We start from the raw sequence: 15960 nt of genomic DNA on the forward strand, positions 1-15960 counted from the left end.
TTGTGGGGCGTGTGGCGCTCAGCGAATCGCCGCCGCCTGCTTGGCAGCGTCAACATCCACATAGCGGCCGAAGTCCAGCGCGAATGGATGCGTGCGGTAACCGGTCAGCCAGGGCTGGGACAAGTAGATGCGGATGCGATGCACATGAGGCTTGATCGGCAGGTAGACCGCGAGCAAGGACTGCGCCTGCTTCAGCAGCGCATGGCGCTCCGGGCTCTCGGGGGATTCGTCAATGCGCTTCACCAGGGCGTCATACGCCGGCAGGTTGAAGCGCGCCAGATTTTCCGCGCCGATCTCGGGGCCATAGGCCTCGTGCAGGAAGCTGGATCCGTCCGGCGAGGTGGCGGTATTGCCCAGGCCCCAGATTTGAATCTTCCCGGCCTGCGCCTGCTTGAACTGCTCGGGCCACTGACCGATCTCGAACACCATGCGCAGGCCGACCGCCTTCATCGCCTTGGCCCACAGCTCGTTGAACTGCCGGTAGGTCTCGCTGCCGGTGGTGTAGTAGTGCAGGGTCAGCGGCTGGCCATCCGGCAGGTCCCGCCAGCCGTCACCGTCCTTGTCCACATAGCCGTAGAGGTCCAGCAAGGCCTTGGCCTTGGAGGGGTCGTGTTCGCTGAAGCCGAAGTCCAGCGCAGCGTCGTAGCCCAGGGTGTACGGAACGACCAGGCTGGTGGCGGGAATGCCCAGCCCGCGCCGCACGCGGGTGATTTCGGTGCGGTTGTCGTAGGCCAGCGCAATCGCACGCCGCAGCGCGATCTTGTCTGGCGTGTAGCCGCCGACCACCGGATCTTCCATGTTGAAGTAGGTGTAGACATGGTCGGCCTGCAACGTGCGCTCCAGCGTCATGCCCTGCTTGGCCAGGTTGGGGGCCAGTTTGCCGCCGGGCACGGCAATGGGCGCGAACTCCAGCGGCACGCGCACCAGGTCGAACTCCCTGCCCAGGAAGGACAACCAGATGGGCTGCGCCGCCTCGATGATGGAGATCTCGATCTGGTCAACCAGCGGCAGGCGGCGCCCCTTGTACTTGGCCAGCCAGGCCTGGCCGGCGGGATCGTCGGCGGCGGGCTGCGCGTCGAACAGGTCCTCGCGGAAGCCGGGATTGCGCACCAGCACGATTTTCGAAGCACGCCGCCACTGGGCGAGCTTGAAGGGGCCGGTGCCAACAGGATGGTCGTCGAGCTCTTCGCCATAGCGCTCCACCACCTCGCGCGCCACCGCCCCGAAGTTGTTGGGATTGGCCATGTTCAGGATGAACTGGGGATCGGACCGGCCGAGGTGCACGCTCAGCGTGTAGCGGTCCTTCAGTTCCAGGCCGGCCACGGGCGCGTCGTAGTCAAACGGTTGCCGGGTGTCCAAGGCCCGTTGGCGCAGCGCCTCCAGGCCCAGCACGTCGTCTGCGCGATAGTTGCCGTAGACGGGGCTCTTCCAGCGCGGGTCGTAGTAGCGCTTGAAGCTGTACGCGTAATCGGCAGCGGTCAACTCGCGGCGCTTGCCATTGAAGGCAGGGTCGTCGGCGAAGTAGATCCCGGGCCGGATGCGAATCGTCCAGGTCTTGAAGTCGGCCGAATGCTCGGGCAGGGCCACGGCGGTGCGCGGCACCAGGACCACCGGGCGCGCCAGGTAGTCGTAGGTCAATGGCGACTCGAAGATGTGCGCAATGATCGTGTTCGAGTACGTGTCCGAAACCCGGGCCGGGTCCAGGCTGGTCTCGGCCGCGTCCAGCGCATAGCGGAAAACCTTCTGCGCCACCGCGTCGGGCGGCGTGGCAGAGGTAGCCCAATGGCTGGCGCCTGCCAGCCCTAAGATCAAAGCGATTCTCAGCGCATGGCTTGTGGCCCGCGCCAAACTGCGAATCCGGCCCATGTGCTGCTGCCGCTTCCGTTGCAAAGCCGCAGAGTCTATCCGCGACCCAGGCCTTCCCGCGCCTGGCACAGGGTTTGCGTGAGGAAAGCTCAACAAGGGCGTGGCCCTACACTCTCGCGTTTTCGCCAACTGGCAGCCCGCCACAAGCTGGGTGCGCCTCAACTTCCGCTGTTGCCCCCATGCTCGCTTACCTGATACGGCGCTTGTGGCAGATGATTCCCACCTTGATCGGTGTGGTGCTGCTGGTGTTCGTGCTCTTCAAGTACTTCGGCAGTGACCCTGCCGTGATCCTGGCGGGGCAGAACGCCACCCAGGCCCAGATCGCCGCCATCCGCCAGCAGCTCGGCCTGGACCAGCCCGCCTGGTTCCAGCTGTGGATCTTCATCAAGCAGATCGCCACCTTCGATTGGGGCAAGAGCTGGGCGACCAACGAGGCGGTGAGCCACCTGTTCGCCACCCGCATGCCGGCCACGCTGACCGTCATGATCCCCATCGTGCTGCTGGACACCATCCTGGCCATTCCGGTGGCCCTGGGCGTGGCCTATGTGCGCGGCTCCTGGACCGACCGCACGCTGATGGTGGCCACCACCATCGCGCTGTCCATCTCCTTCCTGGTCTACGTGATCATCGGCCAGTACGTGTTCGGCTTCCAGCTCGGCTGGTTCCCGGTGCAGGGCTGGAGCGATTCGACGCTGACCAACCTGATCGTCTACTGCCCGCTGCCGGTGCTGCTGGCCGTGGCGGTGGGCATCTCGCCGCAGACGCGCCTGTACCGCACCTTCTTCCTCGACGAGCTCAGCCATGACTACGTGCGCACCGCACGCGCCAAGGGCCTGAGCGAGCGCAGCGTGTTGTTCAAGCACGTGCTGCGCAACGCGATGATTCCGATCCTGACCAACGTCGGCCTGGCGCTGCCGGGCATCTTCGTGGGTTCGTTCCTGATCGAATTCTTCTTCTCGATTCCCGGCATGGGTCGCGAGGTGTTGCTGGCGGTCAACCGCAGCGACTACCCGGTGATCCAGGCCTCGGCCGTCTACCTGGCGATGATGACGATGTTGATCAACCTGGCCACCGACCTGCTCTACAAGGTTGTGGACCCGCGGGTGGTGCTGAAATGAGCGCAGTGATGAATGCAACGGCCGCCGAGATGAACGAGCGGTCCGAGGGTGTGTGGCGCGCGGCCTGGCGGCGCTTCAAGACCGACCGCGTGGGCCTGGTCTCCATGGGCGTGGTGGCCATCTTCCTGGTGATGATCCTGCTGTCGGCCACCGGCGTGGTGGCGCGCAATTTCCAGCAGGAAGTGGCCGTGCCCAACGCGCCGCCAAGCTTCCTCGGCGCCCGCGCGGCCGAGAAGGCCGCAGCCGCTGTGGCCGCACCACTCACACCCAACGTGGACCTGAGCGACATCGACCCGCTGGCCCCGCGCTACGCCGAGTGGGCCGAGAAGGCCAAGCAGTACCACACGACCGAAACCGTGAAGGCCACGACGCTGCCGCTGGGCGCCGACCGGCTGGGCCGGGACGTGCTGTCCAAGGCGCAGAAAGGCACCGAGATCTCGGTCTTCGTCGGCGTGCTGGCCGCGCTGGTGGCGACCATCCTCGGCACGCTGCTGGGCGCCTCGGCCGGCTTCTTCGGCAAGAAGGTCGACGACTTCCTGGAGTGGCTCTACAACGTCTTCACCGCCATTCCCGACATCCTGCTGATCTTCGCCTTCGCGGCCGTGCTGGGCCGGGGCATCGGCACCGTGGTGCTGATCCTGGGCCTGACCGGCTGGACCAGCCTGTACCGCCAGGTGCGGGCCGAGTTCATCAAGCACCGCCAGCGCGAATACGTGCGGGCGGCCGAGGCCATCGGCGCCTCGTCGTTCTCGCGCATGTTCCGCCACATCCTGCCCAACGTGAGCCACGTGGTGCTGGTGCGCATGTCGCTGATGGTGGTGGGCTTCATCAAGAGCGAGGTGATCCTGTCCTACCTGGGCCTGGGCGTGCCGGTCGACCAGGTGTCCTGGGGCACGATGCTGGCCGAATCGCAGGCTGAGCTGATCCTCGGCTACTGGTGGCAACTGGCTGCCGCCACCGTCTTCATGGCGGTTTTCGTCACGGCCTTCTCGCTGATGGCCGACGCCTGGCGCGACGCGCTGGACACCAAGCTGCGCGGCCAGGAGTAAGCCATCATGTTGTTGAGCATTCAGAACCTGAAGGTCGCGTTCCGCATGGGGCGCGTGAACGGCGAGATGGTGCGTGCCGAGGCCGTGGGCCGGGGCGGCGAAAGCGTGAGCTTCGACGTGCCGGAGAACAGCACGGTGGCCCTGGTCGGCGAGTCCGGCTCGGGCAAGAGCGTCACCGCGATGTCCATCCTGAACCTGCTGCCCAAGAACGCCGAGCGTTCGGGCCAGGTGCTGTGGCGCGGCAAGAACCTGCTGGAAGCCACGCCGGCCGAGCTGCGCGCCTTGCGCGGCGCCGAAATCGCCTGCGTGTTCCAGGACCCGATGTCCTCGCTGAACCCGGTCTTCACCGTGGGCCAGCAACTGGTCGAGACGCTGAAGGTGCACCTGAGCCTCTCGGCCAAGGCGGCGCTGGCGCGCGCCGAGCAGCTGCTGCAGGAAGTCGGGATCCCTGAGCCGGCGCGCCGGCTCAAGGCCTATCCGCACGAGCTTTCGGGTGGCCAGCAGCAGCGCGTGATGATTGCGATGGCGCTGGCCTGCGAGCCCAAGCTGCTGATCGCCGACGAACCCACCACCGCGCTGGACGTGACCATCCAGCGCCAGATCATCGAACTGCTGGCTTCGCTGAAGGCCAGGCACAAGATGTCGGTGCTGTTCATCAGCCATGACCTGGGGCTGGTTGGCGAGATTGCCGACCACGTCGTCGTGATGCGCCAGGGCACGGTGCGCGAAGCTGGCACCACGGCCGAGCTGTTCAGCGCGCCGAAAGACCCATACACCAAGGCGCTGCTGGCCTGCCGACCCAGCCTGGATCACAACCCGCCGCGGCTGATGGTGATCGACGATTACATCCAGGGCCGCGCCGCGCGCACCGACAGCAAGGCCAAGGACCCGGCCGCGCCGGTGGTGCTGGAAGTCAAGTCGCTGGCCAAGAGCTTCTTCATGAAGGAAGGCCTGTTCGGCAAGCGCGAGTTCAAGGCCGTGCGCAACGTCAACTTCAAGCTGCGCAAGGGCCACACGCTGGGCGTCGTTGGCGAGTCGGGCTCCGGCAAGACGACCATGGGCCTGACGCTGCTGCGCCTGCACGAGCCGACTAGCGGCGAGGTGATCTTCGACGGCAAGAACCTGCTGGCGCTGTCGGCCGCCGAACGCCAGCTGATGCGCCGCCGCATCCAGATCGTGTTCCAGAACCCGTATGCCTCGCTGAACCCGCGCTTCACCATCGGCCAGGCGCTGATCGAGCCGATGCGCATCCACGGCATTGGCAAGGACGACCGTGATCGCGAGCAGCGCGCCCGCGAGCTGCTGGTCAAGGTGGGGCTGGACGGCCGCGCCTTCGGCAAGTACCCGCACGAGTTCTCCGGCGGCCAGCGCCAGCGCGTGGCGATTGCCCGCTGCCTGAGCCTGAACCCGGAAGTGCTGGTGCTGGACGAATCGGTCAGCGCGCTGGACGTGTCGGTGCAGGCCCAGGTGCTGAACCTGCTGAAGGACCTGCAGGACGAGCTGGGCCTGTCGTACATCTTCATCAGCCATGACCTGTCGGTCGTGCGCTTCATCTCCGACGAGGTGCTGGTGATGAAGGACGGCGAAGTCGTCGAGCAGGCCGGCGTGGAGGAGATCCTGCATGCGCCCAAGCAGGAATACACCCGCAAGCTGATCAGCGCGGTGCCCAAGGGCTGGCAAGGCGCGGCAGCCTGACGGCTGGGGTAAGTGCGGCGGCTGCGCATTGAATGTGATCCATCAGGTGGTCGAGCAGCTGCCAAGGGCCCACCTCCTGACGCCGAGTAGTTCGTAGATGGCGTCGTGCATGCCATGCACGCCGTTGACAGGCATAGCGAACCCCGCCTCAAGCCGAACGCCTTGCTGCTGCTTCCAACTGTCGCGTCGTGGCTCGACTCAACTGCAATGCACGGTTCAGCGGATCACCCGCCTCAGGCAGGCCGGATAGCTGTGCAGCTATCGCACCAAGGCAGTGGTTGATGACACTCGTGGGCGCCCCCAACTCCTCGCTTTCGTAGCGGGAGAGACAAGAGCGGCTGACACTCAGGACGCGGGCAAATGCCGTCTGGGTACGGTCCCCACGGGCCTGTTTGATCAATTCCGCCTGGGTCGTCGGAAAGGTGGATGATCGCTCGCCATTTTGTTGCAATAAAAGCACCATATTGCGACAATAGCACAAGCTGAAAAGTGTGTGCGCCTAAGATGGCAGCAAGGAGCATTCATGGCACGAGCTGAACAAATCAAGGCACTCTTCAGGGCCTATGCAGGCAATGAGGACGCGCAGTTCATCTCCGTCGCATTGCAGGTGGCTGCGGAAGAGGCTCGCCGCGGTCACATGAAATTGGCCACCGAGCTTCGCGAGTTGATTGAAGCAGCCCGTGCTCCGGCGGCGCCGCGCGCACGAAGCCGTGCGATGCCGCTGGTCCAGCCGCGCGGGGAGCTAGCCGAACTCCTGACAGCGCAGTACCCCCAGCACCACTTGAAGCAGATGGTGTTGTCTTCAGAGGTGGAACAAAAGCTTCAGCGAGTTCTGAGAGAGCAACGCCAGCATGAAAGGCTAAGCGGGCACGGCCTGTCCCCGCGCCGCAAGCTACTGCTGGTCGGCCCGCCAGGGACTGGCAAGACCTTGACCGCAGCCGTCCTTGCTACAGAGCTGAAGCTGCCCCTCTTCACAGCGCGCTTCGACAGCCTCATCACGAAGTTCATGGGCGAAAGCGCGTCGAAGCTGCGCTTGGTCTTCGAAGCGCTGAAATCGACCCGCGGCGTCTATCTCTTCGACGAGTTTGACTCGCTTGGACTGCAACGTGGCAGCCAACACGATGTGGCTGAGATGCGCCGCACGCTGAACATGTTCCTGCAACTAATCGAGCAGGATGAATCGGACAGCATCATCGTTGCGGCCACCAATCATGGTGCCTCGCTAGATTCGGCGTTGTTCCGTCGTTTTGACGATGTCATCCGATACGGGTCGCCGGACGACGACCAGATCGAGGAGCTACTAGGTAACCGCCTTGCGCTGCTGGCTCCTGACGGCATGTGGTTCAAGGGCTTAGTCCCAGCTGCACGTGGCCTCTCGCACTCCGAAATCGTGCGTGCGTGCGAAGACGCGATCAAGGACGCCGTGCTCGATGGCCAGGACCGAGTCAGCGAAGAAAATGTCGTGCAGCACCTAAAAGAGCGGACGTCTAGCCAACTGCATCAGTGAATTCGCGGCGTCAGGCCCAACCGCACGTGAAGTACATTGGTGTAACAACAACCAGTCGCTTCAGGGATGACTCAGCTCGAACACTTGTATGTCGAGGGGTTTGTCGAGGATCGCCCCTTCAAATCCAACCTGTCTGTTCGTGGCACTGAATCGCCTCAACGAAATCGCGGCGGTCACGGCAACGCGCTGCTCAGCCAGTTGCAAACCCTCAAGCTCAGCGCTGAAGAACTGGCCTTAGAGCGCACCGCGAGAGGCCTGGACACGGCAGCCGGCATCACCATCGCCATCCAATTCGCGCACGACGCCGATTTCGACTTCAGGACGCTCGAATGGAAACGCGAGGGCATCGAGGTGCTCAGTGTGGTGGACGGAGGCAACGGCCCTGTCGTTGCGCTTCATGTGCCCGACGGGAGACTTGGCGCGTTGGAGAAGCGGGTTCGCGAGTACCTTACTGAAGACACGCGGCATGGCAAACCGAAGCACGCCAAGCTGGTCAATGCCATCGACGCGATTCGGCGAGCAGCATTCGATGAATTGTGGACCGAAGACGCCTCCGCGCCGACGGCGTTGGATCAGCCCCAATGGTTCCAGCTCTGGCTGCGCATTGGGGACCGCATCCCTCGCGACGTGGTCGCGGCGTTCACCGATGTTGCGCGGCAGCTTCAGGTGCAGGTGGAAACCGGTTTTCTGACCTTCCCCGGGCGCGTCGTAATCGCTGCGATGTCAACGCGACGCTCGCTCGAGCAGGCTGTGTCACTGCTGGACCTGATCGCCGAGATCCGTGGTGTCCAGCCTACTGCAGAGTTCTTCTTGTCAAACCTTACCCCCAGGGAGCAGGCGCACTGGATTCAAGACCTTCAGGGGCGCTCAACCTTCGCTGCCCCAGACCTTGCCCCGTATGTGACGCTGCTCGACACCGGGGTCAACCGGGCACACGTGCTTCTGCAGGAAGCAATCGAGCAGAACGATGTGCTGGCTGTGTTTCCCGAATGGGGCGGCGCAGACCAGAACGGGCACGGCACCGGGATAGCGGGCATTGTCTGCTACGGTAACTTGGTTCATGCCCTTGCTGGCACCCACGAGATAGAAATTCCGCATCGACTGGAGTCCGTCAAGATCTTTCCGCCTGCCGGCGTCAACCCGCCCCACCTCTATGGCTGGGTGTATGCGCAGGCCGTCAGCAACGTAGAAGACAACAACTCCGAACGGCAGCGTGTCTTTGCAACGATGACGACGGCTGTAGGCCCAAGCGCAGGCAAGCCGACGGAATGGTCTGCAGCAATCGACCAACTCGCTTTTGGCCTTGATGGCTTGCAGCCGTACGCACAGGGTGTTGATTGGGCAACCGATGAACTAAGTCCACGACTCTTCGTGCTGTCGGCTGGCAACGTGCCGTGGGAGGCTTGGAATGCCTATCCGGGCATAAACCGCCAGACCTCGATCGAAGATCCCGGCCAGGCCTGGAATGTCTTGACCGTCGGCGCATGTACCAGTCTGACTGATGTCGACTTCACGAACTGGCCCAATGCAGTGCCCATCGCAAGCCAAGGGGCACTCTCACCAGCCTCCACCACGTCGCTGTTGTGGGTCAACTCGTGGCCCATCAAGCCTGACGTAGTCGCGGAAGGCGGCAACGGCAGCCTCGACCCAGCCCCTCATGTCATCGTGGGCCCGGAGAGCCTGCGTGTCCTTACGACGTCGCACCGTCAGCATCAGTCACCGTTCGCGGAGAGCGGCGACACGAGTGCCGCAGCCGCAGAGGTCGGTCGAATCTGCGCCCATCTGCGAGCTCGCTATCCTGAGTACTGGGAAGAGACCATTCGCGCCCTGGTCGTACACGGTGCGCGCTTCACTCCGCGCATGTGGTCCCAAGTGCCGCCCAACCATACCAAGGCACAAATTAAGAACCTCCTACGCGAGTACGGCTTCGGGCTCGTATCGCTTGAGAATTCGCTGTTTTCGACCGAGCAATCACCGAACCTAGTCACACAGGACACCATCGTTCCGTACAAATCGGAGGATGGTCAAGTCAAGCTCAATGAACTCAAGCTGCATGCAATGCCGTGGCCCGCTGAGGTGCTGCGAAATCTTGGCGGCACGCAGGTCGAAATGCGAGTCACGCTCTCGTACTTCATCGAGCCCAACCCCAGCCGGCGCGGTTGGCAGAGCAAGTTCCGGTACCAATCCCATGGCTTGCGCTTCGCAGTAAAAGGCGCCTCAGAAACAGAGGAAGAGTTCAATCAGCGCATCAACAAAATTGAGCGCGAGCTGGCAGATGTAAACGTTGATGAGGCCATGTTGGACCCCGACCGCAATGAATGGGTGCTTGGTTCACAACTGCGCGCACGTGGCTCCCTGCACTCCGACATCTGGCGGGGTACCGCAGCGGCGCTGGCTGCAAAGTCGCATGTGGCCGTTTTCCCAGTTGGCGGCTGGTGGAAGGACTGGCGCGATAGTGAGCGCGCTGGCATCACCGTGCGCTACTCATTGGTCGTGTCGATCCACCCACTCGATGCGGTAGCGGCGGACATCAACCTCTACACGCCAATCGCAACCGAAATCGCGATCGCGAACGGCATCCCGGTCTAGCCGCCTCTACAGCCGCATCGGCAACTCAGCAATCTTTGCGTTACCCGAAATGGACCTCGACCCGTTCGACCATGCCCGAGTTTCAAGTTAAGCGCAAAGAGTTCAAAACTCAACGTAAACCGACACCCGTTGCACTGCTCGCCTCGCTGGCGCTGCTCGTCAGCGGCTGCGCAACGCCGCCGGCCCCGCCGTCCGACCCGCTGGCCGGCCCGCAGCTGTATGCCGACGTGCAGCACTACGCCAGCCTGGGCGAACACCGCTTCGGCTCTGCGGCCGACCAGGCCACCAGTGACTGGCTGGCCGCCGAGCTGAAACACGCCGGCCTGCAGACCAGCTTCCAGCCGTTCACGATGGACCGCCAGTACCAGCTGGACAGCGCCAGCGTGACGGTCGGCGAAGCGCAGCTGCAGGCGCTGCCGTTCTGGTGGCCACCGGCCGAGCAGGCGAGCTTTCGCCTCAGCGCACCGATTGCGCCTGAAGGCAGCGCCGACGCCAGCGGCCAGATCGTCTGGCTGACGCTGCCCTACGACCAGTCCGCCTACCTCGGCAAGGCGCAGCGCGACGCGATTGCCGCCGCTGCACTGCGCCACCCAGCGGCCATCCTGCTGAGCATTGCCAGCCCGGGCGAGCAGCCGTATGCGTACAACGTCGCGCAGGCAGACACGCCGTGGCCAGTGCCAGTGCTCACCGTGGGCACGGCGGACGCCGGCCTGTTGCGGGCCGCGCAGGCAGCCGGCCACAAGGTGGACATTGCCGTCGACGGCCGCTACGAACAACAGGTCGCCGGGCGCAACGTCGTGGCCCGGCTGGACCGCCATGCCGCGCGCACCATCGTCGTCTCCACGCCGACCACCGGCTGGTTCACCAGCGCCTGCGAACGTGGCTCCGGCATCGCGGTCTTCCTGGCGTTGGCGCGCAGCGTGGCGGCCAGCGACCTGGGTGTGAACTTCGTCTTCGTGGCCACCGCTGGCCACGAGATTGGCCACGGCGGCATGGAAGTCTTCCTGCAGCGCGAGCCGCCGCCGGCCGACTCGGTCAGCTGGCTGCACCTGGGCGCGTCGCTGGCCTGCTACGAGTGGCGCAAGGAGGGGGCGCAGTGGGTCACCGACCGCGCGGTGGACGCCCGCCGCACGCTGTTCTACAGCGCTGCGCTGGCGCCCGCGGCGAATGCCGGCAGCGAAGGCCTGCTGCCGCTGCGCCGGGTGCAGGTGGGCAGCGCGGCGCCGCCCGGCGAACTGCGCGAGATCCATGCGGCAGGCTACGGCCGCTACCTCGGCCTGGCCTCCGGCCACCGCTTCTTCCACAACCCGGGCGACACGCCCGCCACGACCGGCCCCGAGGCGCTGGCCCCGGTCGCCCGGGCGCTGGACCGCACGCTGAAATTGCTCGCCCGTCCGGAGTGAGCCAGGCACGGCGTTACGATGACCGCTTCCGCCGATCACCCCGCCCCATGGACCCGCTGGCCGCCATCCCTTCCGCATCCCCTTTGCCTGAAGCCTGCGACGTGCTGGTGATCGGCGCGGGCCCGGCTGGCAGCGCCTGCGCCCAGCTGCTGGCGCGCGCCGGCAAGGCGGTCTGCCTGGTGGACGCGCAAAGCTTCCCGCGCGAAAAGATCTGCGGCGACGGCCTGATCCCCGATGCCCACGCCGCCTTCGCCCGCCTGGGCGTGGCCGACCAGATCCAGGCCTATGCACACAAGGTGCCGTTCCTGCGCTGCGTGGGCCCGCGTGGCGGGTCCATCGAAATCCCCGGTCACCTGGCCACGCTGGCCCGCCGCGAGCTGGACATGATCCTGCTCGAAGCCGCGCGCCGCGCCGGCGCCGCCTTCCATGCACCGTGGCGCTTCGAGGCCCTGCTGCACGCAGACGGCCCGGATCGCCCCGCCACCGGCGCCCGCCTGAAGGGCCCGGACGGCACGCTGCGCGAAGTGCGCGCCAGCCGTGTCGTGCTGGCCACCGGCGCCGTCACGCAAGGCCTGCTGGCGGCCGACCTGTGCGAGCGCCGCACGCCCAGCGCGATTGCGCTGCGCGCCCATGTGCGCTGCCAGTCGCTGGTGGACCGCATCCGCGGGCTGGAGCTGGTCTGGCACCAGAAGCTGCGGCCGGGCTACGGCTGGATCTTCCCGATGAAGGATGGCGTGTTCAACATCGGCGTGGGTCTGTTTCAGACCGACTCTGAAGAGGCACCCAATCTGCGCCAGGTGTTCAATGCCTTCCTCGAAGCCCATGAACCTGCACGCCTGCTGATGCAGGACGGCGAAGTGCTGGGCGACGTGAAGCGCGACACCGCAGGCTGGGCGCTCAAGGGCGCGCCACTGCGCTGCTCCTTGAACGGCGCGAAGTGGAGCGCGCCGGGCGTGCTGGTCACCGGCGAGGCCGCTGGCGCCACCTATCACTTCACCGGCGAAGGCATTGGCAAGGCCATGGAAACCGGCATGCTGGCCGCCGAGGCGCTGCTGGTGGCCGAAGACGAAGGCGTTCAGCGCGCCGCCTACGAAGCCCGGCTGCGCGCGCTGCAGCCGCGCTTCGCGCTGTACGAGAAGGCCAACCTGATCAACAGCCACCCGTGGTTGGCCGACCTCTTGATCTGGCGCGGCCGCCACAGCGCCTACCTGCGCCAGCGCATGGCCAAGATCCTGGACGAGACCAGCAACCCCGGCAGCCTGGTGACCGTGCGCGGTCTGGCCCGGGCGATGATCGGCGTCTGAGCATGTGCCAGCTGCTCGGCATGAATGCCAACACGCCGACCGACGTGATGTTCAGCTTCACCGGCTTGGCCACGCGCGCCGACGAGCACAAGGACGGCTTTGGCATCGGCTTCTTCGAGGACCGCGGCGTGCGGCTCTTCGTGGACCACCACAGCGCGCGCCAGTCGCCAGTGGCCGAACTGGTCAAGACCTACCCGATCCGCAGCGACAACGTCATCGCCCACATCCGCAAGGCCACGCAGGGCCGCGTGGCGCTGGAGAACACCCACCCGTTCCAGCGCGAGCTGTGGGGCCGCTACTGGGTCTTCGCGCACAACGGCAACCTGGTGGATTTCCACCCGCGCCTGCACGCCGCGTTCCGCCCGGTGGGCGACACCGACAGCGAGCGCGCCTTTTGCTGGCTGATGCAGGAACTCGCCAAGGCCCATGCCGGCGTGCCCGCGATCGAGGAGCTGACGCGCACGCTGGCCGAGCTGATGCCCACGCTGCACCGCCACGGCACCTTCAACATGCTGCTGTCCAACGGCCAGGCGCTGTGGGCGCATGCATCCACCCACCTGCACTGGGTCGTGCGCCAGCATCCGTTCGGCGCGGTCGCGCTGCGCGACGAGGACCTCAGCGTGGACTTTGCCCACCACACCACGCCCAACGACCGCGTGGCCGTGATCGCCACCGAGCCGCTGACCCAGCACGAAGCCTGGACCGCCTTCACCTGCGGCGAGCTGAAGGTGTTTGTCGACGGCCAGCCGCTGGGCTGACCGCAGTTCATGCGCCGCTGCTGCCATTCGTGCGCCCGCACCGGCCATCCACCGCCTCGCAGCGCCGCTGCGCCAGCGGCTGCGAGATGCTTGCGCCATGACGATGCCGCCGACGCCCTTTGTCTTTGAAGACCCGAGCCGCCCTGCCGGAGCAGCCACCACCGCAGAAGTGCCGCTGAACGGCGTCCAGCGCTGGCTGCTGATTCGCATGTCGCCGGACCGCCAGGACTGGCCCGCCGAACAGCGCGAGATGGCCGAGACCATGGATCGCCTGATGGTCGGCCGCCTCGGCCTGGGCATGGCGACAGGCGTGGCCGGCGGCGTCATCGGCGGCGCTGGCGGGCTGCATGCCAACGGCCTGAGCTGGCCGGCCGCCTGGGCCGTCAGCGCGCTGTATTTCGCCGGGCTGTTCATGCTGTGCCTGCGCGTGTGGCGCCAGCCCGGGCTGTTCGCCTCGTACGGCTCGGGCCGGCGGCTGCTGCGCCTGGCGCTGCTGATGTCGCTGGCCACCTATGCCAGCACGCTGGTGCTGGCCTGGCGCAAGCTGCGAGGCAGCGAGGCCGGCTGGCCCTCGCCGGGCGAGTGGCCGGCGCTGCTGTGGGCGGCCACGCCGCTGCAGCTCATCGTGGCGCTCACCACGCTGGTCTTCCTCTGGTTGCTGTCCAACACCCGCAAGGTGCAGATGAAGCTGGAGTTCGAGCGCATGCAGCTCAAGCGCGAACGCGACCAGGCCTCGCGCGAAGCCGCCGAGGCGCAGCTGCGGCTGCTGCAGGCGCAGATCCAGCCGCATTTCATCTTCAACACGCTGGCCGCGCTGCAGCACTGGGTGGACAGCGGCGACGCGCGCGCGCCCGGCCTGCTGCGCGCCCTCACCGGCTTCCTGCGTGCCAGCACCGAAACGCTGTCGCGCGCGCACATCCCGCTGGCCGAAGAAGCCGCCACCGTGGCGCACTACCTGGCCATCCAGCAGGCCCGGCTCGGCGCGCGGCTGCAGACCGCCCAGTCGCTGCCACCCGAAGCCGGCGCGCTGCCGCTGCCGCCGGGGCTGCTGCTGACACTGGTGGAAAACGCCATCGAGCACGGCGTGAGCCCGGCGCTGGCCGGCGGCGAGATCCGCCTCGGTGGCGCGCGGCAGGCCGATGGCTGGGCCGTGTGGGTCGACAACACCGGCCAGCCCTTGCCAGAACCGCTGCCATCCGAAGGCGTGGGCCTGCGCAACTGCCGCGAGCGGCTGCAGCGCCTGGCTGGCCCACGCGCCACGCTGGCCCTGCAGCGCCAGCCCGATGGCAGTACGCGCGCCGCGCTGTGGTTGCCGGAGTCGCGGTCATGAGCGCGACTCCTCTCGGGTCCGTTCGCCCTGAGCTTGTCGAAGGGTTGGCTGGCTTCGACAAGCTCAGCCCGAACGGTGGGGGACTCGGCACGGACGGACAACGTGCATCGGCATCCGTTCACCCTGAGCCTGTCGAAGGGCCGGGGGCTTCGACAAGCTCAGCCCGAACGGCGGAGGGGTCAGTCAGGACGGGGAAGGGATCAGCCGGCTCGGCCGCCGCGACCACCCCGCCCCGCACGACATGGTTCGACTGGCGCTGCATGATGATGATGCTGCCCAGGCGGCGCTTCACGGCCGCCGAGCTGGCGCGCGCCGTGCCGCACGGCCCGTCGCCCTCCATCGTCGGCGCGGTGCTGTTCAACGTGATCTTCGTGATGGCGATGTACGCCGTCGCCTTCCACGCCATGGTGCCCGCGCCGATCTGGTTCGTGATGGGCTTCTACCTACTGGGGCTGCTGGCCGGCCTGTGGGCGCTGTGGCACGACCCCGGCTGCCGGGCCGGGCGCTGGGCTTACTACCTGATGCCCATGGCCACCGCGAGCAGCTTCCTGCTGGTGCCGATGCTCACCTATGGCGGGTCCTTCGGACAGGTGCTGCACACCGCGCAGAATCTGTCGACGGTGCCGGCCGGCCCCGGCGTGCTGGGCGCGCTGTTCGGCATGGGCATGGTGGGCCTGTGGTTCACCGCGATGCACCGCAGCCAGCACATCGCCCTGCGCCTGGCCGAGCTGGACGAGCGCGAGCGCGCGCTGGAAATGGCCCGCCAGCTCGGCAGCGCGCAGATCCAGCCGCACTTCCTGTTCAACACCCTGGCCTCGCTGCAGCACTGGGTGGCCAGCGGCGACCCGCGCGCCGCGCCGCTGCTGGACTCGCTGACCGGCTACCTGCGCGCCACGCTGCCGCTGTTCGACCGACCGCTGCTGCGCCTGGACCAGGAGCTGGAAGCCGTGCGCCGCTACCTGGAGGTGATGCAGGCGCGGCTGGGCGAGCGGCTGCGCTTCGAGATCCGCGCCGAGCCTGCGCTGGGCGCCACGCCGCTGCCGCCCGGCCTGCTGCTGACGCTGGTCGAAAACGCCGTTGAACACGGCATCTCGCCGCAGCTGGCCGGCGGCAGCGTGCAGCTCAGCGCCTGGCGCGAAGCCGGCCAGCTCTGCATCGCCATCGACGACGACGGCCCCGGCCTGCCGCTGCTGCCCGGCCCTGCCGAAGGCCACGTGGGCCTGGTCAACAGCCGCGCCCGCCTCGCACAAGCCTTCGGCACCAAGGCCGAGCTGAGCCTGGCCAACCGACCCGAGGGCGGCTGCCGTGCGCTGCTGCGTCTTCCACTTTCTGCCTGAGCCT

Annotated in this window: 11 protein-coding genes; 10 read left to right on the forward strand and 1 reads right to left on the reverse strand. The window is 66.5% G+C overall.

Annotated elements, in window-relative coordinates; genetic code table 11:
- Nucleotides 1-18: 18 nt before the first annotated feature.
- A complete protein-coding gene (locus AC3WR5_RS08410) occupies nt 19-1752 on the reverse strand; it encodes an ABC transporter substrate-binding protein (RefSeq protein ID WP_492483443.1) in 1734 nt (577 codons plus the stop codon).
- Between the two features lie 293 nt (nt 1753-2045).
- On the opposite strand from AC3WR5_RS08410, the gene AC3WR5_RS08415 reads away from it, so the two are divergent.
- From AC3WR5_RS08415 to AC3WR5_RS08460, 10 genes are all read left to right on the forward strand, one after another.
- Complete coding sequence (locus tag AC3WR5_RS08415) at nt 2046-2984, forward strand: ABC transporter permease (RefSeq protein WP_141286470.1); 939 nt, start codon at nt 2046-2048, stop codon at nt 2982-2984.
- 8 nt (nt 2985-2992) lie between these two features.
- Complete coding sequence (locus AC3WR5_RS08420; protein WP_492483445.1) at nt 2993-4033, forward strand: ABC transporter permease; 1041 nt, start codon at nt 2993-2995, stop codon at nt 4031-4033.
- 6 nt (nt 4034-4039) lie between these two features.
- Nucleotides 4040-5728, forward strand: coding sequence for an ABC transporter ATP-binding protein (locus AC3WR5_RS08425; RefSeq protein ID WP_141286474.1), 1689 nt, complete (start codon nt 4040-4042; stop codon nt 5726-5728).
- Between the two features lie 523 nt (nt 5729-6251).
- Complete coding sequence (locus AC3WR5_RS08430; RefSeq protein WP_492483447.1) at nt 6252-7235, forward strand: AAA family ATPase; 984 nt, start codon at nt 6252-6254, stop codon at nt 7233-7235.
- A gap of 66 nt (nt 7236-7301) precedes the next feature.
- The gene (locus AC3WR5_RS08435) at nt 7302-9824 is read left to right on the forward strand and encodes a S8 family peptidase (RefSeq protein WP_492483449.1); all 2523 of its coding nucleotides are present in this window, start codon (nt 7302-7304) and stop codon (nt 9822-9824) included.
- A 71-nt stretch (nt 9825-9895) separates the two neighbouring features.
- Entirely contained in the window at nt 9896-11227 is a 1332-nt protein-coding gene (locus tag AC3WR5_RS08440) for a hypothetical protein (protein ID WP_492483451.1), read from the forward strand.
- A 47-nt stretch (nt 11228-11274) separates the two neighbouring features.
- Nucleotides 11275-12531, forward strand: a complete 1257-nt coding sequence (locus AC3WR5_RS08445; RefSeq protein WP_492483453.1) for an NAD(P)/FAD-dependent oxidoreductase — start codon at nt 11275-11277, stop codon at nt 12529-12531.
- 2 nt (nt 12532-12533) lie between these two features.
- Complete coding sequence (locus AC3WR5_RS08450; RefSeq protein ID WP_492483455.1) at nt 12534-13289, forward strand: class II glutamine amidotransferase; 756 nt, start codon at nt 12534-12536, stop codon at nt 13287-13289.
- A gap of 97 nt (nt 13290-13386) precedes the next feature.
- The gene (locus tag AC3WR5_RS08455) at nt 13387-14619 is read left to right on the forward strand and encodes a sensor histidine kinase (RefSeq protein ID WP_492483457.1); all 1233 of its coding nucleotides are present in this window, start codon (nt 13387-13389) and stop codon (nt 14617-14619) included.
- Between the two features lie 263 nt (nt 14620-14882).
- Nucleotides 14883-15956, forward strand: a complete 1074-nt coding sequence (locus AC3WR5_RS08460) for a sensor histidine kinase (RefSeq protein WP_492483459.1) — start codon at nt 14883-14885, stop codon at nt 15954-15956.
- Nucleotides 15957-15960: the final 4 nt, after the last annotated feature.

The sequence above is a fragment of the Ideonella sp. FW305-24 genome (assembly GCF_058788035.1).